The sequence below is a fragment of the Acidobacteriota bacterium genome, from assembly GCA_004299485.1.
GTDB lineage: Bacteria > Acidobacteriota > Terriglobia > Terriglobales > SCQP01 > SCQP01.
The window spans coordinates 133208-157968 of record SCQP01000012.1; the positions used below are offsets into that span (position 1 = coordinate 133208).

Here is a 24761-nt window from a genome sequence, read left to right on the forward strand (position 1 = left end):
TCTGGCTGCTACTCTTAAGAGTTCCATGCAAGCTGCCAGGCCACAGCCGCCGGTTGAGCCGGCCGATCTCATCCCGCGCGAGGTGGGCGCTCTCAGCGATCCGCAGCGCGATCTGCCGCGCATTGCCAAAGACGAGGCGCTGGTGGCGCGCATTCAGCGGGCGGCGCAGGCGCTGCCGACCGAACACCGCCTGGTTCACGGCGACGCGCGCGCGCTGGAGTGGTTGCAGCCGGGAAGCGTTCACCTGGTGCTGACATCGCCGCCCTACTGGACGCTCAAAAAATACCGCTCGTCCCGCGGTCAGATGGGCGACATTGCCGACTACGAACAGTTTCTGGCGGATCTGGATCGCGTCTGGACGCACTGCTATCGGGCGCTGGTGCCGGGCGGGCGGCTGATTTGCGTGGTGGGCGACGTTTGCCTGTCACGCCGGCAGAACGGCGGCCGGCACACGGTCGTGCCACTGCACGCCGCCATCCAGGAGCGCTGCCGTGCCATCGGGTTTGACAACCTGGCGCCCATCATCTGGCACAAAATCGCCAACGCCGCCTACGAGGTCGAGCGCGGCTCGGGCGGATTTCTGGGTAAGCCCTTCGAGCCCAACGCAGTGATCAAGAACGATATCGAGTTCATTCTGATGCAGCGCAAGCCCGGCGGTTACCGGCAGCCGGACGTGGCGACGCGGGTGCTGAGCGTTCTCTCCGCGGAGCAGCACGGCGCCTGGTTTCAGCAGATCTGGACGGGCCTGACCGGCGCCTCGACGCGCGAGCACCCGGCGCCCTATCCGCTGGAGCTGGCGCAGCGGCTGGTGCGGATGTTCAGCTTCGTGGGCGACAGGGTGCTCGATCCGTTTCTGGGTTCGGGGACCACCGCTGTCGCCGCAGGCCAGAGCGGCCGCAACAGCATCGGCGTCGAAGTTGATGCGCATTACCTGGCGCAAGCGCACAAACGCATCGAGCGGGAGCTGGTGACGTTCTTTAGTGCGGCGCGTGTCGTTCAGCAGGATAGATAGCTATGCCCCTCGCCCCCGAACTGGAAAGCCGGCTCCGAGACGCAATCCGCAGGTTTTGGGAGGTGCGCGCGACGCAAGCGAAGCGGCAAGGCTCGGCTGGGGCGCGCGACAGCGGCGAACGCGCCGCCGTAACGGGCGGCGCGCAGATGGATGGCTTCGCAAACCTGGTGCGCGATCTGCTCTGCGAACGCGGCCTGCCACACGCCAGCGTGCATTGCGAGCGCCGGCTCGAGCTTCCTGGCTGGTATCGTCCCGAGAAGCAATGGGATCTGATTGTGGTTAGCGACGGCCAGCTACTTGCCGGGGTCGAGTTCAAATCCCAGATCGGCCCGTCATTCGGGAACAACTACAACAACCGCACGGAGGAGGCTCTGGGAAGCGCGACCGACCTCTGGGCGGCGTACCGCGAAGGTGCGTTCCGCCCGTCCGCGCGGCCCTGGCTGGGGTATCTCATGCTTCTGGAGGATTGTCCGAACTCCATCGCGCCGGTGCGCGCGCGGGAGCCGCACTACCGCGTTTTTGAGGAATTTCGCAGCGCCTCGTATGCACGGCGCTACGAACTGTTGCTGACGAAGATGGTGCGCGAGCGGCTGTACGATGCCGCGTGCCTTCTGCTGTCTCCTGCGGTCCCCGCTGCTACTGGTGAGTACCGGGAGCCTTCTTCAGAACTTAGCTTCGAGAATTTCGTCGCGTCTTTGTTAGCCAAGGCAATCGCCGCTGGCCGCGTGAGCGGGCAGTGCTGAGCGCGCCCGCCGAGGCGGCAGCGCCGGCGGCGCCGGCCGGGGACGTGATTGGGCTGCTGGCGTGGGCGCATTTTCTCAACGACGGGGCGGCGAATTACCTGCCCGGCATTTTGCCGGCGCTGCTGGCGGCGCTGGCGCTGCCGCTGCGCGATGCCGGCATTCTGGTCGGCTTCCTGATTGCCTTTCAGGCATTGCAACCGTTTGCGGGCATTCTTGCCGACCGCAGCAATGCGCGGGTGATGATCACCCTTGGTCTGGCGGGGTCGTCGCTGGGCGCGGCCTGGATCGGCTGGGCATCGAACGCGCAGGCGCTGATTGGCGCGCTGGTGGTGATCGGCATCTGCAATACGCTGTTTCATCCGCCGGCGCTGACGGGCGTGCGGCGGCTGGCGGCGGGAAGCGGCGAGAACGCGACGGCGGTATTTCTGGTGGGCGGCGAAGTCGGCCGCGGCCTCTGGCCGCTGCTGGCCGGCATTGTGGTCACTGCCTGGGGATTGCACGCGCTCTGGGTGCTGGCGCTGGCCGCCATCCCCACGCTGCCGCTGCTGTGGTCGCGCGTGCCGGTGCGCATGCACCCGGCGGCGCGGACGGGCGCCTGGCGCGGCATTCGCGAGGCGGGACAGCCGCTGCGCATGGTTATCGTCTATTCGGCGCTGCGGGCCACGCAAATCACCGGCGTGAGCGCCTTTGTGCCGCTGCTGTGGGAGGCGCGCGGCGGCAAGCTGGTGGCGGGCGCGGGGCTGATCACCACCATGCTGGTGACGGGCATCATCGGCAATCTGGGCGCGGCGGCGCTGGCGCGGCACTGGGGACGGCGGCCGCTGGTGATCGTCAACACCGCGGCGTTTACGGTCTTGCTGGCCGTATTCCTGCTGGCCAGCGGCATCTGGCTGTGGATCACCATGGCGCTGCTGGGCATTGCGGTTTTTGCCACGCTATCGCTGACGGTGTTGATGTGCCAGGACCAATTGCCGCGCAACCCCTCGCTGGGTTCCGGCCTGGCGCTCGGCTTTTCCAATGCGCTCGGCGCCGGCCTGGTGGCCGCGCTGGGCTTGCTGGCGCCGCTGTGGGGGCCCGAAGGCGTGCTCTGGACATTCGTGGTCTGCGGCGCCCCGGCATTTCTGTTTGCCTTTGCGCTGCCGGCCGACGCCCCTCCGCCCACCACCCACCACTCGCCCCCCACCACGGCTACACAAAGTCTGAGCAGCTCATGAAATAGCCGCAGCCCGGGCAGCGGAGTTTACAGCCGCGGTCTTCGAGCTTGCGCGAACAGTTGGGGCAGTAGAGCATGGGCTCGCGTGTTGGCTCGGGCGGGCGCGGCGGGCTAGCAGGATTGTTTTGCACGGCTAGGGGCAACGTAGCACAGCGCTGCGGCGAAAGCGAAAGCGAAGAAGAAGCAAAGATGCCGGTTGCCTGTGGAGACCAGTTTGGGACTGGAGGCGGAGTGAGTACAGATAGCGTGAGTGGCGATTTTTCCTAGTGGAAATGCGCCTCCACGCGGCTACGGGCTTGTGCAAAAGCAAAGAATCCCTTGTGGGACGCGCATGGACGCAAGCCGGGCTCAGGGCCGGCGCCGTGTATCGGCTCCAAGTTACTGTAAACAATAACTTTACTGCAATGATAGACGGTTGTGGGGGCAGCGGGTCGAAGCCCCGCCGGCGCTGACTAGCACTTCGGTTTCCGTGGTGAAATCCACGCGATTTCCACAGTTTTCCGCAAAAATTAACGCTTGCTCTGGGCGCGGAATTCCTGTAACTGAGGCAGCAGGGAAGCGGGTACGCGCGCCAGCAGATCGACCCGCGAACCAGAGTGGGATTCGGCCAGGATTTGACCGCGTTCGTGCAGCAAGTGCACGATTTTGCCCGCCGGATGAGGCACCTGCAGGCGCACCTCTTCCAGCCGATCCAGCGGCAACTGCTCATCCAGACGCTGAATAAGCCGATCGAGGCCGGCGCCGGTGCGCGCGCTCACCAGGACCGGCTCTGCGCCCGGGTGCGGCTGTTCGGGCGGGGCGCCGGCAAGCAGGTCGGACTTGTTCCAAACCCGGATTTGGGGGACGGTGGAAACGCCCAGTTCGGCCAGCACCTGGTGTACCTGCGTTTCCTGTTGCTCGCGCTCCGGCGCAGAGGCATCGGTGACCACGAGCAGCAAGCTGGCGCGGGTGACTTCTTCCAGGGTGGCCCGGAAGGCGTTGATGAGGCCGTGGGGCAGGTCGCGCAGGAAGCCGACGGTGTCGGAGAGCAGCACGGTGCGTTTGCTCGGCAGCCGGATGGAGCGGAGGGTGGGATCGAGGGTGGCGAACATGCGGCTGGAGGTCATGACGCCGGCGCCGGTGAGGGCATTGAACAAGGTGCTTTTGCCGGCATTGGTATAGCCGACCAGCGCTACTGTGGCCAGCGGCACGCTTTCGCGCTGGCGCCGCTGCTCGCCGCGCTGTGCACGCACCCGTTCCAGCGCCAGCTTGAGCACACGAATGCGGTGGTGAATGCGGCGGCGATCGCTTTCAAGCTGGGTTTCGCCCGGTCCGCGCGTGCCAATGCCGCCGCCCAGGCGGGACATGGAACGGCCGCGGCCGGCGAGGCGCGGCAGCCGGTACTCCAGTTGCGCCAGCTCTACCTGGAGCTGACCTTCGCGCGTGCGGGCGTGGCGGGCGAAAATGTCGAGGATCAATTGCGTGCGGTCCAGCACCCGGACTTCGAGCGCCTGCTCGAGATTGCGCTGCTGCGTGGGGCTGAGCTCGCGATCGAAAATCACCAGATCGGTACCGCGAGCGGTGGCGGCGAGCTCGGCGAGCTTGCCGGAGCCGATGAGGGTAGCCGGATCGGGCGCCGGCCGCTGCTGCAACAGGCTGCCGGCAACGTGCCCGCCCGCGCTTTCCGTTAACGCGCGCAACTCCGCGAGGGCGGCTTCAGCGCGTTCGAGGCTGGCCGGCAGACGCGCGGTGCCGGCTTCGGCGGCCGCAACGAGTTGACTGGCGCGGGGCCGGGCATGGCTGCGCCACGCCACCCGCTTGACGCTCGGCCGGGCTGGGGTCCCCGTGAGCCCCAACCCGGCCGGGTCCGGCCGAGGCTGCCCATGGCGGGCGGTAAAAACTACGCCGACCAGGACCGCCGTTTCGGGAATCAGGCCCGACCCCGTCTAGGGCTCCTTCGGATCGCTGGCGGCGAGAGCTGCCGCCGCAGGGGCGGCTTCGTTGTGGACTGCAGCCACGGGACGGTGGTCAGCATGTTCGCGCGCGGAGTTGCGCTGCAGGGCGTTGTGTTGGAGAACGACAGTCGAGATCGCGTGCTTGAAGATCATCTGCTCCTGGCTATTGGACTCCAGGACCAGGCAGTACTTATCAAAGCTGCGAATACGGCCGATGAGTTTTACGCCACTCAGCAAATAAATCGTAATCGCCTGTTTTTCCTTGCGTGCAGCATTGAGGAATGAGTCTTGAATGTTTTGCGAGGCTTTTTCCATGTTTCCTCCAGCGGCCCCTTCAAGCTCAGGCTAACACCAACGAGTGGCACGGCCACCTCTTTCTAGGAGCCCCCTCTCCAAGTTGCCCTATGAAGAATCCGCGCACAGCCTAATGGCTCGCGCTGGCGGGATTCACGGTCCAGGTCAGGTGGCTGCTGGCGGTGGCGCCGGTGGCATCTTTGACCTGTACCGTGAAGGCATAGTTGCCGGCGGCGGCGGGCACGCCCGAGAGCACGCCTGCGGGCGTGAGCGTGATGCCGCTGGGCAGGCTGCCATTCAGCACCGTGAAGGTGTAGGGAGTGGTGCCAAAATTCGCGGTAATGGGCTGGTTATATGCCTGCCCAGCGGTTCCCGGCGGCAGCGCGACGGTGGTGACCGCCAGCGACGTGCCGGTAAATATGGTCAGCGTATAGGCCTGAACGACCATCAGGCCGTTGGCATCGGTGGCCGAAACGCTGAAGGTATGAGCTCCAGCCGTGCCCGAGGCGGGCACGCCGAAGATGAAGCCATTGTTGTTCATGCTCAGGCCGGAGGGCAAAGTGCCCAGCACGAGCTGGAACTTGTACGGGCTCACGCCGCCCTGGGCGGTCAACTGCTCTAAATAGCCGGTGCCTTCGACGCCAGTCTGTAACACCGCGGGCAAGATGGCGAAGGGATCCACGGTTATGGTGAAGGGTAGGGTGACGCTTTGGCCGTCCGCATCGGTAATCAGCAGACTGAAATGGTAGGTGCCTGCCTGCGTGGGCGTACCAGCGAACAGCCATTCCACCGTGCTGGAGATGCTCTTTTCGGCGGTGATGCCCGGCGGCAGGGTGCCTTGCGCCAAGGTGGGAACGAATGGCCCCGTGCCATTATTCATGGTGATGATGGCCGCGTAACTGGTGCCCACGACCGGATCGGGAACGGTGGTGCTCTGGGCGGTCAGACCCGCCAGTTGGATGGTGATGGGCCGGGTCGAGGTAGCCGGCGGCACCGAGCTATCAGTAACTTGCACGGTGGCGTTGAAGGTGCCGCTGGTGGCGGAGGTGCCGCTAATGATACCGGTGGCCGGATCCAGGCTGATGCCATGCGGCAGGCTACCTTGCACCACGGACCAGGAATAGGGCTGCTTGCCATTGACTGCGGACAGCGTCAGGTTGAAGGCTTCGTTGGTGGTCCCCAGCGTGGCCGCGACGGGTTTGATGGCCAAGGTTTGGTCGATGGTCATCTGGATGTTCTGCAGGGCGAAGTTGCCCGTGCCATCGGAAGCCTGGAAGGTGATCTGCGCGGTGCCGGCCACGAGCGGTGTGCCGGTGATCGAGCCATCGGATTGCAAGGTCAAACCGGTGGGCATGGGCAGGGAGCCAGGGGCGAGGCTGAAGTTGATTTTCGAATCGCCCAGGGCGCCGTTCACGGCAGCCAACTTACCGTTGTAGGCAACGCCGACGTTGCCATCCGGCAGCGTAGTCGTGAGGATGGTCATGCGGCTCACGGGCGTTTCCTGCACGATCCACAGCCCGGAGTTCATGTCGCTGGCGAGGATGTAATGATTGCCGTTCACGTTGTAAGCGGCCACGCCGTCGACGAGCGCCTTGGGCGGATTGTTGATGGCCGGGTTGTTACCGTTGGGATCGGGCGTGTCGGGCGGAATGAACGAGGCCAGCCGCGTGGGCGGATTCAAGGAACTGATATCGAGATCTTCGACGCCGGCCGAGTACCAGGCAACGTAAGCATGGGGATGGCTGGGATCGCCGTTCCAGGCCAGCGCGTGCGCGGTGTAAATACCATCGTCGGGCGCAGGTGCCGACATGGACTGCGGGTTGGCGAAAAAGCTTTCGAGCGTAGCCGCGCCTTGCGCGCCCAGGCTGTAGGTGCGCACAAAGCCCCAACCCGAATTTAAGGTGAGCGGCACGGGCGGGCCACAATCGAGGGCCACCGCCGGGTTGGCCGCGGTCTGCTGGGAGGGATCGGATGGATTCGTCTGCATTGCCGAGGCGCACACCTGATCGGCAATCAGCAGGCCGGTGTCGTTGTTCACGGGCAACGCGGCCCGGGTATTGCCTTCCGGCAGAGCGGGCTGGGTGGTGCTGGCGAGCCGGGTGATGGGGTACGTGATGTGGTCGAGGAAAATGCTGGGGTTGTTGGTCGCGATTTGCGCCGGGTCGCTGACGTCGAGCACCACCACGCCCTCGTCCCAGTAGCCCAGATAGGCGATCTTGCCGTCGCTCGATAGATTGATTGAGGCCAGAAATACGCGGGGATCGTTGCCCATCACCGCCTGCGGCAGTTGCGTAGCGGTAGCGGCGAGCACGCCCCATTGGCCGATCTGCTGGGGAGCGGCAGGATTGGTAATGTCGAGCACGCGCAGATCGCCCTGGCCGTTGCCGGCGGGTGAGGTTTCCGATCCTGGCACGGCCACCAGGGCGTAGATCTTGTCCTGGCTGTGATCGACTTGCCCAACGGTGTTGGTAGGACCAGGCACGGCGACCATCGCCACATCGGCGGCGCCATCGAGGCCCGAACTCCAGCTTCCCAGCAACTGCGGGCTGGCCGGGTTGCTGACGTCGAAAAACTCGACGCCCTCCTGGTTGGCGCTACCGTTGCGGGGATCGCAGGGCTGCTCGGTGACCGCCATCATGTCGCCGGTCCCGCCCGGATGAAAAAACGGTGAAGTGATGCTGGTGGCGATACGCACATTCGCCTGGCTGGCGCCACTGATGGCCCCGGCCGTGGCGACCACGGTGGGATTGCTCACGGTGCTTAAGTCGACGATCTTGATGCCCGTTGCGGGGCATTCGCCGGGAGTGCCGCGCGTTCCCACGTAGGCGTAGCTGACGCCGCTCACGCTTGTTCGCGCCACGCGCACGGCGGCGTTCTGGCCGCTGCCGCCCAGGTCACTGTGCGCAACCTGCGTGAGCGTCACGCCCGGCAGCCGGATATCCATCAAGTAAGTGAAGTCGGCGGTTTGGGGCTGGGGCGCCGAACTGTCGACCGCTCGAATCGATACCGAGAAAATTCCCGGTTGCGTCGGCACGCCCGTCAATACCCCGGCACTGCTCAGCGTCAGGCCGCTAGGCAGCGGATGGGTGTTGCTAAAGACAATGGGCAGGCGCGCATTGACGCCGGGCTGGCCGACATTCGTCTGAAAGCCGTAGGCGTACGGGGTATCCACGACCGCTCCCGGCAGGGTGCCACCGGTGGAGGACTCGACCAGGAAGTTGGCCATCAGCGGCGGAATCGGCTTGGGAATCGGAGTCGATCCGCCGCAACCGCTCAGCACCATGGCGAACAGTGCTGTTCCGGCCAGCCCGAAAGCGGCGTGACGAACCTGAAATGTCTGAAATCGCATCAGAACAGTCGAGAAAAGCTAATGGGTTGAGTTTACCTCATTTATTGGCGCTGGCCCTGGCGCGGGTTCGCCGCGCTTGCCGCTTTTGTTCGCTCCGGGCCGGGGACCCGTGAGCCCCAACCCGGCGCTGCGTTGCGACGCTAGAATGACTTAACCATGAATCGTGCGCGGATTGCCATTTTAACCGTAGTGGTGGTCGTCGCCGCGGTGGGCATCGGATTGTGGAGGGTCTGGGCGCCCGGCCCGCGTCTGGCGCAGCCCCGGATAGTCGAAATCGCGCCCGGCGCCAGCCACACGCAGGTTGCCCGCCAATTGCACCAGGCCGATGTAATTGGCAATACGGTCGGGTTCGACCTGTGGGCGGCGCTGCATTTCCGCAGCACGCTGAAGCCTGGCCCGTACCGTTTTGGCGGCGGCGAATCGGTACCCCAGGTCTTTTACACGCTTTCGCGCGGGCTGTTGTACACCCTGCCGCTCACCGTGCCGGAGGGCTACAACCGCTTCGACATCGCCCAGGAGCTACAAGCCCGGGGGATGGCGGGCGCCGCAGCGTTTTTGGCAGCGACGGCCAACCCGTCCCTGGTTCACGGCCTCGATCCGCAGGCGGTCTCACTCGAGGGTTACTTATTCCCGGCGACCTATCGCATTCCCTATCACGCCAGGGTGCAGGCGATTGTAGCCATGATGGTGAACCGCTTTCGCCAGGAAGTGCGGCATGACCATCCCCAAAATGTTCATCGCTGGGTGACGCTGGCCTCGCTGATACAGAAGGAGACGGCCGTGCCCGACGAGCGCCCCCTAATCGCCGGCGTGTTCGATAACCGCCTGGCGCGCGGCCTGCCGCTGCAGTGCGATCCGACGGTGATCTACGCGGCACTGCTCGATGATGCCTACACCGGCAGCCTGCATGCCCGCGACCTCAAGCGCAAGTCGCCCTACAACACCTACTTGCACCCGGGACTGCCGCCCGGTCCCATTGCCAACCCCGGCCGCGCCTCGCTCGAAGCCGCGCAGCACCCCGACGAAACCGACTACCTCTATTTCGTCAGCGACGGCGACGGCGCCCACCGCTTCGCCGTGACGCTCACCCAGCAGGAGAAAAATGTCCGGCTCTATCTGCGCACGCTGCGGAAAAAGCAGCACTCGCGCTAGCGCCGCCTCATGGGAAGTTGCCCACGCAGCCCTGACACCTCTGTGAATGATCCCGGTGTGCCACGATGATGCCGGTGATGATCGCCGCCGCCGCTGCGATGACCGCGGTAATCAGCCAGCGGTGATGCTGCTGCCGCGCGCCCGTTGCATCTTCCTGCTTGTGCCGGGGGTGCAGGTGTCTGGGCGCTGGACGGGTGCGAGCCGAAACCGCCGCGGCCGATGGCGGCGACATCGGCGTCTGCGCGCCCAGGCTAAGTGTCGCCAATGGGACGGCAACGAACAGGAGCAAGCAGAGCAGCCGCGCTACAGGCAAACAGGCTTTCGGCTTCGTCGCGTCAGTGACTCCTTTCCAGCACATCCTACTCCCGCCAGCTCACGTTACAACATAAGAATGTGGTGGATACGCTCTCCGCGCGAAAGTGGGGTCAGCCCCCAGCGGAGCGGTATCCTAGAGGTCGCATGGGGTTTCCGGTAATTGTGGCGGGCGGAGGGCCCGCGGGCGCGTTTTACGCGGCGCAGCTCGCGGCCGCAGGGCGCCGGGTCACGCTGGTGGACGAGCACCTGGCGTGGGAGAAGCCCTGTGGCGGGGGATTGACCGACAAGGCGTTGCGGCGGTATCCGTTTTTGGCGGAATCGGCCGAGTCGCACAACGCGGTAAGCGAATGCGAGCTCATCAGCCCGCAGGGACGCACGCTGCTGCTGCGGCTGGATCGCACGGTAGCGATTTTTTCACGCAAGGTGCTGAACGGTATTTTGCTGGAGCGCGCCCGGCGGGCGGGCGTGGCGCTGGTGCAGGAGCGGATTGCAGGCCTGGAGAGCGACCGCCAGAGCTGGCGGGTGCGGCTGAGCAGCGGCTGCAGGCTGCGGGCGCAGGCGGTGGTGGTGGCGACCGGAGCGCGGAATCCATTGCGGGCCGCCGTGCCCTCGCCACTGGGCGATGAGGATTGGATGGCCACGGCGGGATATTATTTGCCGCTGGAGCGCTTGCCCTGGCCGCGGCAGCGGATGGCGATCCGGTTTCTGCCGAACCTGGAAGGCTACATCTGGAGTTTTCCGCGTGGTGATCATGCCTCAGTCGGCATTTGCGGCAAGTTGGGCTCCGAGCCGACGCGCACCCTGCGGCAACGGTTGGAAGCGGCGCTCGATGCCTGGGGCGTCGATTGGCGAACGGACGCAGCATTTTATGCGCATCTGCTGCCGGCGCCCGATCCCAAGCGGCTGCGCGCGGCGGAGTTTGCCGGCGCCGCGCCGCACCCCTGGGCCTTGGTGGGCGATGCGGCGGGGCTGGTGGATCCGATTACCGGCGAGGGGCTTTACTACGCGCTGCGGTCGGCAGAGCTGCTGGCGCAGACGGGCTTTGAAAACTACAGCGCGGCCGTGCAGGCGGAATTGGTTCCGGAGCTGGCGGCCGCGGGCGCGATCGTGCGGCGCTTTTATTTCGGGCGCTTCTGCGGCGCCTCGGTGCTGGAGCGCATGACGCAATTTGGGCAGCGCAGCGCGCGCTTCCGGGAGCTTTTGTGCGACCTGTTCAGCGGCGCACAGGGTTATCTCGGTCTGCGCGAGCGGCTGTGGCGGCAATTGGCGCCTGCGCTGCTGCAGATGGCGCTGCCTTCGACTGGCGCGGGGCCTGGCGTGGCTGCGCCCGTAAACGACGCACTGCGTCGTTTACCCGGACTTGACGTTCGGCCAGGCTGGGGGCCCCCGGAGCCCCAGCCCGGCCCCCGCGTGGGGACGCATTAGGCGTGGGTTCGCGCTCGCAGGAATTGCAGCATCGCGCCGAAGCGATTCTGCCCGGAGGCGTAGATTCGCCGGTGCGCTCTTTCCGTGCCGTCGGGGGCGCGCCGCCTTGGATTGAGCGCGGCGCGGGTGCCTGGCTGTACGACGCCGACGGCAAGCGTTACCTGGACTTCATTGCTTCCTGGGGTGCGCTGCTGTTGGGTCATGCGGCGGCGGAAGTGGTTGCCGCAGTGCAGGAGGCAGCAGCCAAGGGCACCAGCTTCGGCGCCTCAACGCCGGCCGAACTCGAGCTGGCGGAGCTGGTGCAGCGCGCCTATCCCGCATGCGCGATGCTGCGCTTTGTCAACTCTGGCACCGAAGCCACCATGTCGGCGGTGCGCGTGGCGCGCGGGTTTACCGGGCGCAATGGGGTGATCAAATTTGCCGGCGGGTATCACGGCCACGCGGACACGTTTCTGTGCGATGCGGGCTCGGGCCTGGCAACGCTGGGCGTGGCGAGTTCCGCAGGCGTGCCGCCGGGCGCGGTGGCGGACACGGTGACGCTGCCCTATAACGACGCCGCGGCCGTCGAGCAGGCGCTGGAGGAAACCCCCGGCCGCTTTGGCGCAATCATCGTCGAGCCGGTGGCGGGGAATATGGGCTGCGTGCCGCCCGAACCAGATTTTTTGCCGGGACTGCGGCGGCTCGCCGACCGCCACGGCGTGGTGCTGATCTTTGATGAAGTGATGACCGGCTTTCGCGTCGCCTGGGGCGGCGCGGCGGCGCGCTATGGCGTGACGCCCGACATGGCGACGCTGGGCAAGATCATTGGGGGTGGTTTGCCGGTGGGTGCCTACGGCGGGCGCGCGGACCTGATGCGGCGCGTGGCGCCGCTGGGGCCGGTCTATCAGGCCGGGACGCTGAGTGGCAATCCGCTGGCCATGGCCGCGGGCGTGGCCACGCTCAAAGCGATAGCCGGCCAGCCCAACCTTTACGCAAACCTGGAGCAGCGCGGCGCCCAACTCGAAGAAGGTGTCAACGCCGCGATCGCCGCGACCGGCGCGGCAGCGCGCGTCCAGCGCGTTGGCGCGATGCTGACGGTGTTTTTCAGCTCGAGCCCCGTGCGCAATTTTACTGAGGTCAGCGCCTGCGACACGGCGGCGTTTGCGCGCTTTCACGCCGCGCTGCTGCAGGCCGGCGTCCTCTGGCCGCCCTCGCAATTCGAGGCCGCCTTTTTCGGCGCCGTCCATGGCTCCGCGGAGATGGAACAGGCTTTAGGCGCGTTGCGCACCGCCCTGGGCCATTGACCGGCGCGGGGCCTGGCCCCTGACCCCTGGCCCCTATTTTTTTTCCCCCGCCGCCATCTTGCGCGCCAAATCCAGCACCTGCTGGCGTTCGCGCTCGGAGAGCGTGCCGGCAAACTCGCGCATGCGGGTCAAGAACCCAACCTCCTCTTCGCTCAGCGCCGGCGCCGGCTCTTCCACCTCCGTTCCAGTGAAAAAGCCCGAAACCGGCATGTCGAGCGCCCGGGCAATGCGCGCCAGAGTTTGCAGCGAGGGTTCGGTGTGGCCATTTTCTACGCGCGAGAGATAGCAGCGCAGCAGGCCCGTGCGGTTTTCCAGATCGCCTTGCGAGAGACCACAGGACTGGCGGGCTTGGCGGATGCGGGCGCCGATGTCGATCATGCGTTGCCGCTGGCGCCGGTGGAAGCCGCGTGCTCGGCGTTGACGCCATCGCGCAGCTCCTTACTGGGCTTGAAATAGGGCACCTTGCGCGCGGGCACGGCCACCGCGGCACCGGTTTTGGGATTGCGGCCCATGCGCGCTTCCCGCTGCCGCACGCGGAAGCTACCGAAGCCGCGAATCTCCACCTTGTCGCCTGCGCGCAGCGAGTCCACGATGCTGGAAAAGATCGTCTCCACGATCACTTCACTATCCTTGCGCGTGGGCGCGCCGCTGCGAGCGACTTCATCGATCAGGTCGGCTTTGGTCATACCGTGGACTGTACCACAACCCGTCCGGCGGGGTCCGCCCGCTGGCGCTCAGGCCTCCTCCTAGCTGCCGCCCATCGGTTTCCGCGGTCCGCTGCCGATGTTGCTTAGCTTCCTGGGCCATTCGCAACTGGGCCTGCGCCGGGCGTCCGATCGATCAGGTCGGCAGCGGTTTTGAGCTTGGTATCGATACGGTGCCATGCTAGCACCGCGGCGACCGGTTGGTTGGCGGGTTACGGCCCGGCGGGGCTCAGTTTCCAGCGCCCCGCAAGGTGGCTCGCCACTTTTTGCCCTGGTCGCTCCCGATGGTCGCTTGGAGTGCGGGCTTCGATTCCAGGCAGGGTCCGCCCGCTGGCGCTCAGGGCTCCTCCAAGCTGCCGCCACAGGCAGACCGCCGCAGCCCGGAGCATCGCTCCGCAGCCCAACAGATGAAAATGCTTGTGGAGGTGCTCTGGCATTCCCAGACTAGTGCTCGCAAATGGCAAGGAGATCGTCACAAATCCACATTTGGGGCCGCTGCCCCCGGGCCGGCCGCAAGACTCGGAGTATTCCGATTTCTACCATGCGGTCGAGCAGCGCGAGCACTGCGCTTCGGCTCGGCATCCCAGGCCGCCGGGACATCTGCGTGGTACTGAAAATCGGCCATTCAAAAATGGCGTCGACCATCGCCACGGCGAATTCGGAGTGCATCGCGGTGGTGGTCCGCTGCTTGTAGAGCTCGTAGAGTGACTGAACCTCCTGCACCTGGCGCGCATTCCTTTCCGCCTGCGCGGTGACGACGTCGAGAAAGAATTCACACCACGATTGCCATGCATTCGGCTCACGCCCGAGTGCCCGCAGGCGGCCGACGTAGATTTCGCGATGCTGTTCGAGGTAACTCGACAGGTAAAATGCCGGGCGGTTCAGCAGTCTCTTTTCGAAGAGAAACAGGGGCACAAGGATGCGGCCAAGGCGGCCATTGCCGTCCAGGAACGGATGTAGAAATTCAAATTGAGCGTGTACGACCGCAAGTTGAACCAGGCCATCGGGGGCCTCGGCGTGATAGAAGCGCTCCCAAGCATCAAGGTGCTGCGCCAGTTGCTGTGGCGCGGGCGGGACGAAATCGGCTTCCTCCATGGGTGTACCGGGCCTGCCGATCCAGTTTTGGAGTTTGCGGACTTCTCCGCGTCCTTTGCTATTCCCGCGCACGCTGTCCAGAAGAATTGAGTGCATTTCGCGGAGTAGATTCAGTGAGAATGGGCGGGATCTCAATTCCCTTTCGGCATGATCGAGCGCGCGGTTGTAGTTTAGGATTTCAACAATGTCCAACTGACGTGCAGGCTCGTCTGGCTGCTCGCCGGCCTCGGCCTTAAGTACGTCGCCGAGCGTGGCTTGCGTGCCTTCGATCCTGGATGACAGCACTGCCTCCTGCCGGGTCATGGGTGACAGCAAGATGTCGGGGTTGCGTAAACCGGACAACAACCCGTCGTACCGGGCAATGGCGCGATTGGCCATTCCAATCCTGGGTATCAGCGATTCCCAAGCTAAGTGCTGAACCGGCAGTTCGTCCGGGGTTGCAGGTTGCATAAAGCGTACTTGAGGCAAACGAATTTGCGTTAAGCATAACTGAATTTGCTTAACGCAAACGGACGGCGACGTAACGCGGCACCGAGACGAACGGCTTGTTTCCACCACGCCCCTCCGTTTTTTCCGCATTGGTAGACTGGACAGGTGGATCAATCCCGTCCAGTTCGTGTTCGCATTGCGCCCAGTCCTACCGGCGATCCGCATGTCGGCACCGCCTATATGGCGCTGCTCAACCTGATCTTTGCGCGCCAGCGCGGCGGGCAGTTTGTGCTGCGCATTGAAGACACCGACCGGGCGCGCTTTGTCGCCACCAGCGAGCAGATGATTTTCGAGGCGCTGCACTGGCTCGGGCTGGATTGGGACGAAGGGCCGGATAAGGGCGGGCCCTACGGACCCTACCGGCAGTCGGAGCGCACCGAGCTGTACCGCGAGGCGGTCGAGCAGCTTTTGCGTGAGGGCCACGCGTATCGCTGCTTCTGCACGCCCGAGCGGCTGGAGGAGATGCGGCGGCAACAGGCGGCGGCCAAGCAGCCGCCGCGCTACGACCGCACCTGCTGCCAACTGAGCGAGGCTGAGGTTAAGAGCAAAGTGGCTGCGGGCGAGCCGTTTGTCGTGCGGCTGAAGGTGCCGCAGCCGGGGGCGACCACGTTTCGCGACGAGCTGCGCGGCGATATCACTTTTGATCATCAGAACGTCGATGATCAGGTGCTGCTCAAGTCCGATGGCTTCCCGACCTATCACCTTGCCAATGTGGTCGATGACCACGCCATGGAGATCACCGACGTGATTCGCGCCGAGGAATGGATTTCCTCCACGCCCAAGCACGTGCTGCTCTACCAGGCCTTTGGCTGGCCGCTGCCGCGCTTCCGCCACATGCCGCTGCTGCGCAACAAGGACAAGTCGAAAATCTCGAAGCGCAAGAACCCGGTGTCGCTGATCTATTACCGGCAGGCGGGGTTTTTGCCGCAGGCGATGGTCAACTTTCTCGGCCTGCTGGGCGGTGGCATGCCGGTGGCGGACGAACCCGGCGCAGAAAAATTCTATCTGGACGACATGATCGCCCGTTTTGAGTTCGACAAGATCCGGCTGGGCGGGCCGGTGTTTGACCTGGAAAAACTGCGCTGGTTGAACGGCCTGTACTTGCGGACGCTGTCGCCGGAGGAGTTTCTGACGCAGGTGCGCGGGTGCGTGTTCCCGGACGAGTATTTGCGCCGCATTACGCCGCTGGTGCAGGAGCGGATTGAAACGCTGGGCGAGTTCCTGGATCTAACCGACTTCTTTTTTCTCGACAAGGTACTACCGCCGCCCGAGGTGTTTCTGCCCAAGAAGCGCGATCTGGCGCAAACGCTCAAGCTAGCGGCCGAGCTGCTCACAGTGCTGGAAGCCGTGGCTTGGGAACATGCCGCGATGGAGGCGGCACTGCGCCAGCTTGCCGAAGCGCAGGGCTGGAGCGCGAAAGAAGTGTTCATGCTGCTGCGCGCGCTCATTACCGGCAAAACAGCTTCGCCGCCGCTGCTGGAAAGCCTGCTGGTGCTGGGCCGCACGCGCACCGTCGACCGCCTGCGGCGCTTCCTCGAGGCGCAGCCGCGTCACTGAGTTTGAAGGTCAAAAGCGGAGTGCGCGGGATCAGAAGCGAGGTTAGGGTTAAGCCATGAGACCCAGAATCGACCCTCGTTGGCAACAAGTGCTCGCGCGTGATGCCAGAGCGGATGGCCTGTTCGTGTATGCGGTGCGCTCGACCGGCATTTACTGCCGCCCCTCCTGCGCCGCGCGGCGGCCGCGGGCGGAATACGTGAGTTTTCATGCGGATGGCGCCGCGGCGCGGGCTGCGGGCTTTCGTCCCTGCCTCCGCTGTCATCCGGATGCCAGGGGTCAGGGGCCAGGGGCCGGGGGCCAAGGGGAGGCGGCGCGGCGACGGCAGTTTCGGGCGGCGACGGGGCTGCCGCCGCGGGAGTGGGCGGCGGCCGCGCGCGATGAAAAGGTGCGCCGGAGCTTGCGACAGGGGCGATCGGTGACCGAGGCCTTCTATGAGGCAGGCTTTAACTCCAGCGGTCGCTTCTATGCCGCTGCCGACCGCGCTCTCGGCATGCTGCCGGTGCGCTTCCAGCGCGGCGGGGCGGGCGCCAGCATTGCTTTTGCCTGCGGGACGAGTTCGCTGGGCACGGTGCTGGCAGCGGAGAGCGAGCGCGGCGTCTGCGCGATCCTGCTGGGCGATGACGCGGGCGAGCTGGAGGCGGAACTGCGCCGTCAATTTCCGCAGGCGAGCCTTGCCGCGGGCGGGGCGGCGATGGAGCGGCGGTTGCGGCAAGTCATTGCGCTGGTGGAAGCCCCGGCGGCGGCGCACGCGTTGCCGCTCGACTTGCGGGGCACGGCTTTCGAGCGGCGCGTCTGGCGGGCGCTACGGCGCGTTCCCGCCGGAGCGCGGCTCAGCTACGGCGAGCTGGCGCGACGGCTCGGCATGCCCGGCGGCGCGCGCGCCGTGGCCCGCGCCTGCGCCCGCAACCGGCTGGCGGTCGCGGTTCCCTGTCATCGCGTGGTGCGCGGCGATGGAGAATTGGCCGGTTACCGCTGGGGCGTGGAACGCAAGCGGACGCTGCTGGCGCGGGAGCAGCAGGGGTGAGGGCGCCCGAGGTATATGACTGGAACGCGCTGGGCGCTGCACTCGATGCCCAGGGGCAGGCTCTCGTTCCGGAACTGCTTTCCGGCGTGGAGTGCGGCGCAATGGCCGGACTATTCGCGGAAGAGGCGAACTTCCGCAGCCGGGTGGTGATGGCGCGCCACGGCTTTGGGCGCGGTGAGTACAAGTATTTCGCCTACCCGCTGCCGGAGGCGGTGCAGCAGTTGCGAGCCGGCTTTTATCGCGCCCTCGCGCCCATTGCCAACCGCTGGCAGGAGGCGATGGGCAGCCGCGTTCGTTTTCCCGCCACACTGGAGGAATTCCTGGCGCGCTGCCATCACGCCGGACAACGGCAGCCCACGCCGCTGCTGCTCGAATACGGCGCCGGCGATTACAACTGCCTGCATCAGGATGTATACGGCGAGCACGTTTTTCCGCTCCAGCTCGCCATCCTGCTGGCTGCGCCGGGTGAGGACTTCGCCGGCGGCGAGTTTGTGATGACCGAGCAGCGTCCGCGCATGCAGTCCCGCGCGATGGTGGTGCCGCTACGCCAGGGCGACGGCGTGATCTTTGCCGTGCGCGAGCGGTCGGTGCGCGGCGCGCGGGGCTTCTACCGCGTCCAAATGCGCCACGGCGTCAGCGCGCTGCACCGCGGCCGGCGGCATACGCTGGGTATCATTTTTCACGATGCCGCCTGAGGGGCAGTACCTCATGCATAATGCGCAGCCGTTCTTCTTCGCTGAGCGCGCGCCAAGCGGCGATTTCTGCGAGGGTTCGCCCACAGCCCGCGCACACGCCGTCCGGAGCTTGGCATACACCGGTACAGGGCGTGCTGATCACGCCAGCAGGCGACGCCAACTGCTGCCTCCATCCGCGCTGCGGTCGCCGCGTTGAAAGGCCGCCAGAATTTCCCGCAGCGTTTGAACGCCATCCGCCAGCCGCGGCCCGTGGCGCGAGAACTGGCCGCTCGCATCTACAACAAAGACGTTGCCTGCCCGCACGGCTGCGAGGCGCTGCCAGCCATCGGGCCAAGCGAAGCTGCGCGCCTGGCGCTCGACTTCATCAAGATGGTAGCCGCAAGGCATAAGCACGATCACCTCGGGCCGGCTGGCGAGCACCCGCGCCCAGTCGCAGGCAAAGCCGGGCTCGCCCGCAACGCCCAGCGCGTCGCATCCGCCGGCGCAAGCCACCATGTCGGGCACCCAATGGCCGGCCACAAAGGGTGGCATAAACCATTCCAGGCAGAGCACGCGCGGGGCCGGTGAGGTGCGTGGCAGAGGCGCCGCAACGGCAGCGCGCAAGGCGGCAGCGAGCTCGCGCCCGCGCGCCGGCCGCCCGATGGCTTCGCCCAAGGCTTCCACATCCTGCCAAACCTCGTCGAGACGGCAGGGATGCAGCGCCACCATGCGCAGTGCGGGATTGAGCTGGCACAGGCCATCTTCGACATCGTGCGGCGAGGCCGCACAAACGTGGCAGACATCCTGGGTAATCAGCAAGTCGCACTGCAGCCGCGCCAGCGCGGCCACGTCGACTTCGTACAGGGCTTCGCCGGCAGCCACCATGCCCTGCACTTGGGCGTGAATTTCTTCCTGCGGGCGGGTATCGTCGATGCGGCTGCGGACGACCACCGGTTTGACGCGGGCCGCATCCGGGTAGTCGCATTTTTCACTGATGGCGACCAGCTCGTCGCCGGCTCCGAGCGCGTACAGAATTTCGGTGGCCGACGGCAGCAGCGATGCAATCCTCACGGACGCACCGGAACGGGAGCGGCCGCGCGCCGGCGGGCGAGGTAGGCGTCCGCGGCGAACAGGAAGCCGCCAAACAACGCGGCCGCCGCGAGCGAATCCCCGTAGAACGGCAGCCCCGCGAGGTAGCAGGCGCCGAGACCCGCCAGCGTGTGCGGATACATCACGCCGCTGGCCCAGACGGCGACATTGCTCAGTGCAAAAAAGCCGGTTGCGCCTGCCGCGGAAGCCGCACCCAAACGCTGCCAGCTTCGCCGCACGCGCAGGAGCTCGCCGGCGAGCACCATCGGGATCATCGCCACGGTGGTCCAGAGCAGGCCCCAGCCCAGCGCGCTGTGGTAGACGAACAGCGACTGCACGGCGTATAGCGCCGCCATGAGCAGCAGCGGCAGCCAAAGCGCGTCACGGCGCCGCAGACGCGCACCGCCGTAGAGCATGCCGCCAAAGGCAGGCGACAAACCACCCAGATGAGGAAGCACGCCGGCGGCCATCGCCGCCAGCAAAAGAAGGTACGACATCGGTTCTCCTTTGGGCCCACGCCCAAGCTGAACGAATCAAAATGCTCTGGGCAGGTCTCCTGACTCGCGGCTTCCTTTGCAGGATCCGCCTCCGCCTTCCCCGAAAACATTCGAGTGGCATGTGGAGGCGGCCTACCGCTAACAGTGGCGGGGCCGTGCCGGACTCTCACCGGCTTCCCTTTTCAATCCCACAACGGGATCACCCAGAACCAACTGGTGTTCACTATACGCCATATGCCGGCTTACAGATTCAAGCCGGCCATGCCGTGCTCGGGATAGCGCAGTCCCATGGCTGCACCCGGCGGAATCGCCTGCGACAGCGCTAGCAACTCCTGCGCGTCCAGGTGGATGGCTGCGGCAGCCGCGTTTTCTTCGAGATACTTCCGGTGTTTGGTTCCCGGGATGGGCACAATGTCCTCGCCCTGAGCCAGCAGCCAGGCCAGCGCCAACTGCGCCGGTGTACAGCCTTTGGTTTTGGCCATCGCGGCGATTTTGTCGGCCAATGCGAGATTGTGCGCAAGGGCGTCGGACTGGAAGCGCGGGTTATGGTTGCGCCAATCGTGGACGTCGAGATTGTCGCGGGAGCGGATGGCGCCAGAGAGAAAGCCGCGCCCGATGGGGCTATAGGCCACAAAACCAATGCCCAGCTCGCGGCAGGTGGCCAGCACCTCGTGTTCGGGATCGCGCGTCCAGAGTGAGTACTCCGACTGCAAGGCGGTGATCGGATGTACCTGCTGCGCGCGCCGCAGGGTACTCGTGCCCGCCTCCGACAATCCCAGGAAGCGCACTTTGCCCGCCTCGACCAGCCGCGCCATGGCGCCGACGGTGTCTTCGATCGGAACTTTCGGATCGACCCGGTGCTGATAGTACAAATCGATGTGATCGATTTGCAGCCGGCGCAGGCTCATGTCGCAGGCCGTGCGCACGTAGGCGGGATGGCCGTTGACGCCTAAATAGGCGCCGTTCACGCCGCGCTGATTCCCGAACTTGGTAGCGATCACATATTGATCGCGCTGCCCACGCACGGCGCGGCCTACCAGGGCTTCGTTCATGCCCACGCCATACATGTCGGCCGTGTCCAGAAAGTTGATGCCCAGCGCAGCGGCGCGGTGGATTACCGCAATGGCGTCATCGTCACTCACGCCGGAGCCGGTGTAAAACTCCGACATGCCCATGCATCCAAGGCCCAACGCCGAAACGCTCAGCCCTCCGCGCCCGAGGGCACGCCGCGGTGTGGCTCGCCACTTTTTGCCCTGGTCGCTCCCGTTGGTCGCTCGGAGTGCGGGCTTCGATTCCCGGCGGGGTCCGCCCGCTGGCGCTTGGGGCTCCTCCAAGCTGCCGCCATGGGTCATCTAGTCACCTCGATTTTGCCCCACATGCCTTTTTTCGCGTGGCCGGGCACGGTGCAGACGTAATACGCGGTGCCCACATGCTGGGCCTTGAGGGTGAGCGTGCCCGCCGAGTAGCGCGCGCCCTTGTAGGGCCGCAGGATCGGGCTGCCGACGGCGGTTGCGTGCACCGACTGCCCGTAGGGCGGCTTCTGCGAAGTAATGTAGAGGTCGTGGACCATGTCGTCGTCGACGTTCACCAGATTGATGGTGAGGCGTGAGCCGAGCGGGACGCGGATGGTGGGGTTGGTGAGCTCGCCCACGCGGAAGGAAAGCATGTTCTGCTTTGGCCCCGCGAGTATCAGGATGTGATATGTGCCCACATGCGGGTTGCTGAAACTGTTGTCGTGATGGTCGGGCCGCAGCTCCGGGCTGGTGGCCGGGAAATTGGCCTGCGATTTGTAGTTCGCCGAGCTTTTGGCAACTAGTTGAAAGGGCAGGGGGTTGACCGCTGCCCAAGCCGCGATGGTGAAGGCCAATGCGGCCAGACCGAAAATCCACTTACGCATGATCTCATTCGCTCCTTCATTCAATGTTAAGATGACAACGTTCTACTTTGGGTGATCCCGTCGCGGGATTGAAAAGGGAAGTCAGGTGAAAAGCCTGCACGGCCCCGCCACTGTAAGCGGCTATGGCGCTTCGTGAAGTTGCCACTCAGGCCAGATGGGCTTGGGGAAGGCGAGAAGCTGCCCTCGATTTTCGAGAAGCCGCGAGTCAGGAGACCTGCCCAGAGTTTTAGGCTTGCCCGCTTGCGGGCAGGTTGGTTGGCTCTCTGGCTGACGCGGGTCAGCTCGGAAAGGCTCGGTTCGACGTGTGGTTTCGTCTCTCGCTGCTGCTTCTCGCGGCATCAGTTGCCGCGTTCCCTCAAAACTCCAAAACCCTTACCGGCGCGGTGCAGGATGCGCTCGGCCGTCCTGTCGCCGGCGCTACCGTTACGCTGCAAAACGCCAGCGGTGCGGTGCTGGGCACAACCCAAACCGATCGCGCCGGCCGCTACGAGCTCGCCGAAGCGCCGGGCGCGAGCGCGTTGCGCGCCATGCGCTCGGGTTTGGCGCCGGCCAGCGAGCCGGTGAGCGCGCATCCGGCGCCGCTGGTGCTTGGCCTGGCGCCGGTGCAAATCTCGGTCAACGTTACGGCGACCGGTCTGAGCTTGCCCGAAGCGCAGGTCGGCAACACCACCGCGACGATTTCGGCGCAAGCCCTGCAGCGGTTGAATCCAAAGCAGGCCGTCGCGGCGCTGCGCCTGCAGCCCGGCATGGGCGTGGTACAAAGCGGCCAGACCGGCGAAGTGACGTCGGTGTTTGTGCGTGGCGCGCCGGCGGATTTCACCAAAGTGCTGCTCAACGGCGTGCCGATTCAGCGCATTGATCTTGGCGGCTACGACTTTTCCACGCTGCTGCCGGCGGGCGTGGGCGAGATGCAAATCCTGCGTGGGCCCGACAGCGCGATCTACGGCTCTGATGCTGCCGCGGGTGTGATCGCGATTTCGACGCGGCGCGGCGATCAGGTCGAGGCGCCGGAACTCGACGTTGCCACCCAGGCGGGCGCCTACGCGACCGTCATGCAGAGCGACCAACTGCTGGGCTTTCACGGCGGCTTCGATTACGCGCTGCGTTTCGGCTACCTCAATACCCACAATCAGATTCCGGGCGCCAAGTTTCGTGACAACACCTACGGCGCCAATCTCGGCTGGAAACTGACTACGCCCTGGAGTTCGCGGCCGGCCGAGTTGCGCTTGCAGGTGCAGCGCATTTTCGAAAACAACGGCGAGCCCGGCGGCATTCTCGATTACGGCATCGCGCAGGGCACGTTCAAGAATCAAGGCGAGACCTATTCGAGTCTCCACTTCCAGCAGCAGCTCACGCCGGTGTGGCATCAGAGCCTCCGCTATACCGATGCGCGCGTGAACCTGATGAGCGAAGTGCCTGGCCCGCAGGGCATTCCCGACGGGTTTGGCGACTACGACGGCCTCCCCGTCACCCTCACCGGCGCCAATGGTTTCCGCGTGCATGGGCAAGCCATTCTCGACTTCGGCGGCAAGTTTCCCGAGATCAGTCCCTCCGACACCCACCGGCGTGATTTCAATTGGGATACCGAGCTCAGCCTGGGCAGCCGCTGGAGCTTGATCGAAGGCTATCGCTACTACGACGAGCGCGGCCTGAGCTCGAATTTGGCGCTTAGCCGTCACGACCACGGCGCCTATGCCGTACTCAACGGCGCCATCGGCAGCCGGTTGTTTGTCAATGGCGGCATTTCCACCGACCGCAATACACCCTTTGGCGTGAATGTCGATCCGCAAGCCAGCCTGGCTTACTACCCGCGGCTGGGATCGGGCTTTTGGGGCGCCACGCGCCTGCGCGCCAGTGCCGGCAAAGGCCTCAAGGACCCCTCGCTCGAAGTAGAGGAATTTTCGCTCTACCAGGAACTGTTGCCCCAGCCCGGCGGCGCGGCGCTGATTCAGCAATTCCATCTGCGGCCGCTCGCGCCGCAGCGCAGCCGGGACTTCGACGTGGGCCTGGATCAGGACTTGGCTTCCGGGCGCGCGCGGCTGAGCGCGACCTGGTTCGATCAGCGTTATTACGATCTGGTCGAAGATGTTCCCCAGAACGCGCTGCCCGCGCTTGGGGTTCCGGCTGCCGTGGTACAAGCGGCGATTTATGGCGGCGAGTTCAATTCGCTCGATGAGCGCGCGCGGGGAATGGAACTGCAGGGCGAGCTGCAGCTTGCAGCCGGCTGGCGCTTGCGCGGCAACTATACCGCGACCGCGGCGCGCGTGTTACGCAGCTACTCGTTTGATGAACTGGCGCCCGCGATCAATCCCAGATTCCCGAATATTCCCATCGGCGCGTTCGCGCCGCTGGTGGGCATGCGCCCGTTTCGCGTGCCGCCGCAAACCGGCAGTGTCGAAGCCATTTATTCCCGCCGCCGCTTCACGGGCGTGGCCTCGGCCTACTTCATGAGCCGCCGGGATGACAGTACCTTCCTGACAGATGCCAATTTTGGCAACACGATGCTGCTGCCCAACCGCAATCTCGATGCCGCCTACGGCGTGGTGGACCTGAGCGGTGCCTGGCGCGTGTCTCCTCGCTGGCAATTACTGGCCGCTGTGGATAATGCATTCAATCACTCGTATCAGGAAGTGATTGGCTTCCCGGCGCCCAGAATCGGTGTGCGCGTAGGGATTCGCTTCCGCTGGGCGCCGACCGTGAAATAAATATCGGAATGTCATACTTTTGTCGATTTGTTTTGGTGGGATAGATCCAACACCCTGCAGACCGGCTCTCCCATGGGTATAGTTTGCCCTTAACTGCACCCTGCTTGGTCTGCTACGGCGCAACGGACCCGTTCTGCCCGAACGGGTCCGTTGCTTTTATAGATCGCGGGCACCCAGCCGGGCTACGCCCGGCGGCCCGCTCTCTAAGGCCGAAAGCCCGCTGCGCTGGGGGCCCCTACGCCCCAGCTCCGCTTGGGACGACTGCGCGCTTCTGCGGGTGCGCCGTTATGCCCGGCGGTTGCGGGGCGCC

The 24761-nt window shown here is 65.3% G+C and carries 21 protein-coding genes and 2 riboswitches; of the genes, 10 read left to right on the plus strand and 11 right to left on the minus strand.

Annotated elements, in window-relative coordinates; all coding sequences use genetic code 11:
* The first annotated feature begins 25 nt into the window (after window positions 1-25).
* The 3 genes from EPN33_08720 to EPN33_08730 are packed head-to-tail and all read left to right on the plus strand — an operon-like array spanning window position 26 to window position 2969.
* Window positions 26-1012 carry a site-specific DNA-methyltransferase gene (locus EPN33_08720; protein TAN22338.1) on the plus strand — a complete coding sequence of 329 codons (987 nt, stop codon included), beginning with the start codon at window positions 26-28 and terminating at the stop codon, window positions 1010-1012.
* Between the two features lie 2 nt (window positions 1013-1014).
* Window positions 1015-1755 (plus strand): restriction endonuclease, encoded by a 741-nt coding sequence (locus EPN33_08725; protein TAN22339.1) that lies wholly within the window; start codon window positions 1015-1017, stop codon window positions 1753-1755.
* Window positions 1756-1799: 44 nt separating this feature from the next.
* The gene (locus tag EPN33_08730) at window positions 1800-2969 is read left to right on the plus strand and encodes an MFS transporter (GenBank protein ID TAN22363.1); all 1170 of its coding nucleotides are present in this window, start codon (window positions 1800-1802) and stop codon (window positions 2967-2969) included.
* Window positions 2970-3477: 508 nt separating this feature from the next.
* Here the strand turns inward: EPN33_08730 and hflX are convergent.
* From hflX to EPN33_08745, 3 genes are all read right to left on the minus strand, one after another.
* Complete coding sequence (gene hflX, locus EPN33_08735) at window positions 3478-4761, minus strand: GTPase HflX (GenBank protein TAN22340.1); 1284 nt, start codon at window positions 4759-4761, stop codon at window positions 3478-3480.
* Window positions 4762-4893: 132 nt separating this feature from the next.
* Window positions 4894-5217 (minus strand): RNA chaperone Hfq, encoded by a 324-nt coding sequence (hfq, locus tag EPN33_08740; protein TAN22341.1) that lies wholly within the window; start codon window positions 5215-5217, stop codon window positions 4894-4896.
* A gap of 109 nt (window positions 5218-5326) precedes the next feature.
* Entirely contained in the window at window positions 5327-8545 is a 3219-nt protein-coding gene (locus EPN33_08745) for a hypothetical protein (GenBank protein ID TAN22342.1), read from the minus strand.
* 156 nt (window positions 8546-8701) lie between these two features.
* On the opposite strand from EPN33_08745, the gene mltG reads away from it, so the two are divergent.
* Complete coding sequence (gene mltG / locus EPN33_08750; GenBank protein TAN22343.1) at window positions 8702-9697, plus strand: endolytic transglycosylase MltG; 996 nt, start codon at window positions 8702-8704, stop codon at window positions 9695-9697.
* Between the two features lie 7 nt (window positions 9698-9704).
* Here the strand turns inward: mltG and EPN33_08755 are convergent, their stop codons facing one another.
* Window positions 9705-10010, minus strand: a complete 306-nt coding sequence (locus EPN33_08755; GenBank protein ID TAN22344.1) for a hypothetical protein — start codon at window positions 10008-10010, stop codon at window positions 9705-9707.
* A gap of 146 nt (window positions 10011-10156) precedes the next feature.
* On the opposite strand from EPN33_08755, the gene EPN33_08760 reads away from it, so the two are divergent.
* Window positions 10157-11437, plus strand: coding sequence for an FAD-dependent oxidoreductase (locus EPN33_08760; GenBank protein TAN22345.1), 1281 nt, complete (start codon window positions 10157-10159; stop codon window positions 11435-11437).
* A gap of 2 nt (window positions 11438-11439) precedes the next feature.
* A complete protein-coding gene (gene hemL / locus EPN33_08765) occupies window positions 11440-12720 on the plus strand; it encodes a glutamate-1-semialdehyde-2,1-aminomutase (GenBank protein TAN22346.1) in 1281 nt (426 codons plus the stop codon).
* Between the two features lie 33 nt (window positions 12721-12753).
* Here hemL and EPN33_08770 read toward each other — a convergent pair whose 3' ends face one another.
* From EPN33_08770 to EPN33_08780, 3 genes are all read right to left on the minus strand, one after another.
* A complete protein-coding gene (locus EPN33_08770) occupies window positions 12754-13098 on the minus strand; it encodes an XRE family transcriptional regulator (GenBank protein ID TAN22347.1) in 345 nt (114 codons plus the stop codon).
* A complete protein-coding gene (locus tag EPN33_08775; GenBank protein TAN22348.1) occupies window positions 13095-13406 on the minus strand; it encodes an integration host factor subunit beta in 312 nt (103 codons plus the stop codon). Before EPN33_08775 ends, EPN33_08770 begins: the two co-directional genes overlap by 4 nt.
* 462 nt (window positions 13407-13868) lie before the next feature.
* Window positions 13869-14969, minus strand: a complete 1101-nt coding sequence (locus EPN33_08780) for a Fic family protein (protein TAN22349.1) — start codon at window positions 14967-14969, stop codon at window positions 13869-13871.
* Between the two features lie 144 nt (window positions 14970-15113).
* Here EPN33_08780 and EPN33_08785 point away from each other — a divergent pair, with 144 nt between their 5' ends.
* From EPN33_08785 to EPN33_08795, 3 genes are read left to right on the plus strand one after another with little or no spacing between them, the layout of a single operon-like run.
* Window positions 15114-16565 (plus strand): glutamate--tRNA ligase, encoded by a 1452-nt coding sequence (locus EPN33_08785; protein ID TAN22350.1) that lies wholly within the window; start codon window positions 15114-15116, stop codon window positions 16563-16565.
* A 55-nt stretch (window positions 16566-16620) separates the two neighbouring features.
* Window positions 16621-17589 carry a methylated-DNA--[protein]-cysteine S-methyltransferase gene (locus EPN33_08790; GenBank protein TAN22351.1) on the plus strand — a complete coding sequence of 323 codons (969 nt, stop codon included), beginning with the start codon at window positions 16621-16623 and terminating at the stop codon, window positions 17587-17589.
* Window positions 17538-18284 carry a proline hydroxylase gene (locus EPN33_08795; protein ID TAN22352.1) on the plus strand — a complete coding sequence of 249 codons (747 nt, stop codon included), beginning with the start codon at window positions 17538-17540 and terminating at the stop codon, window positions 18282-18284. The genes EPN33_08790 and EPN33_08795 overlap by 52 nt, the downstream gene beginning before the upstream one ends.
* Here the strand turns inward: EPN33_08795 and EPN33_08800 are convergent.
* From EPN33_08800 to EPN33_08815, 4 genes are all read right to left on the minus strand, one after another.
* Window positions 18262-18423, minus strand: coding sequence for a DUF1289 domain-containing protein (locus EPN33_08800; GenBank protein ID TAN22364.1), 162 nt, complete (start codon window positions 18421-18423; stop codon window positions 18262-18264). The two genes, EPN33_08795 and EPN33_08800, sit on opposite strands and share 23 nt — an antisense overlap.
* Window positions 18423-19727 (minus strand): hypothetical protein, encoded by a 1305-nt coding sequence (locus tag EPN33_08805; GenBank protein ID TAN22353.1) that lies wholly within the window; start codon window positions 19725-19727, stop codon window positions 18423-18425. Before EPN33_08805 ends, EPN33_08800 begins: the two co-directional genes overlap by 1 nt.
* Before the next feature lie 153 nt (window positions 19728-19880).
* A riboswitch (cobalamin riboswitch) is annotated at window positions 19881-20071 on the minus strand.
* 20 nt (window positions 20072-20091) lie between these two features.
* The gene (locus EPN33_08810) at window positions 20092-21201 is read right to left on the minus strand and encodes an aldo/keto reductase (protein ID TAN22354.1); all 1110 of its coding nucleotides are present in this window, start codon (window positions 21199-21201) and stop codon (window positions 20092-20094) included.
* A complete protein-coding gene (locus tag EPN33_08815) occupies window positions 21198-21746 on the minus strand; it encodes a hypothetical protein (protein TAN22355.1) in 549 nt (182 codons plus the stop codon). The genes EPN33_08810 and EPN33_08815 overlap by 4 nt, the downstream gene beginning before the upstream one ends.
* Window positions 21747-21778: 32 nt before the next feature.
* A riboswitch (cobalamin riboswitch) is annotated at window positions 21779-21983 on the plus strand.
* 14 nt (window positions 21984-21997) lie between these two features.
* Here EPN33_08815 and EPN33_08820 point away from each other — a divergent pair.
* Complete coding sequence (locus EPN33_08820) at window positions 21998-24451, plus strand: TonB-dependent receptor (protein ID TAN22356.1); 2454 nt, start codon at window positions 21998-22000, stop codon at window positions 24449-24451.
* Window positions 24452-24761 lie beyond the last annotated feature (310 nt).

Bases quoted from the DNA above. Each gene is read 5' to 3' on its own strand.
- EPN33_08720 (TAN22338.1), top strand. From the start codon at position 26: ATGCAAGCTGCCAGGCCACAGCCGCCGGTTGAGCCGGCCGATCTCATC.
- EPN33_08725 (TAN22339.1), top strand. From the start codon at position 1,015: ATGCCCCTCGCCCCCGAACTGGAAAGCCGGCTCCGAGACGCAATCCGC.
- hfq (TAN22341.1), bottom strand. From the start codon at position 5,217: ATGGAAAAAGCCTCGCAAAACATTCAAGACTCATTCCTCAATGCTGCA.
- EPN33_08745 (TAN22342.1), bottom strand. From the start codon at position 8,545: ATGCGATTTCAGACATTTCAGGTTCGTCACGCCGCTTTCGGGCTGGCC.
- mltG (TAN22343.1), top strand. From the start codon at position 8,702: ATGAATCGTGCGCGGATTGCCATTTTAACCGTAGTGGTGGTCGTCGCC.
- EPN33_08760 (TAN22345.1), top strand. From the start codon at position 10,157: ATGGGGTTTCCGGTAATTGTGGCGGGCGGAGGGCCCGCGGGCGCGTTT.
- EPN33_08770 (TAN22347.1), bottom strand. From the start codon at position 13,098: ATGATCGACATCGGCGCCCGCATCCGCCAAGCCCGCCAGTCCTGTGGT.
- EPN33_08775 (TAN22348.1), bottom strand. From the start codon at position 13,406: ATGACCAAAGCCGACCTGATCGATGAAGTCGCTCGCAGCGGCGCGCCC.
- EPN33_08780 (TAN22349.1), bottom strand. From the start codon at position 14,969: ATGCAACCTGCAACCCCGGACGAACTGCCGGTTCAGCACTTAGCTTGG.
- EPN33_08790 (TAN22351.1), top strand. From the start codon at position 16,621: ATGAGACCCAGAATCGACCCTCGTTGGCAACAAGTGCTCGCGCGTGAT.
- EPN33_08810 (TAN22354.1), bottom strand. From the start codon at position 21,201: ATGACCCATGGCGGCAGCTTGGAGGAGCCCCAAGCGCCAGCGGGCGGA.
- EPN33_08815 (TAN22355.1), bottom strand. From the start codon at position 21,746: ATGCGTAAGTGGATTTTCGGTCTGGCCGCATTGGCCTTCACCATCGCG.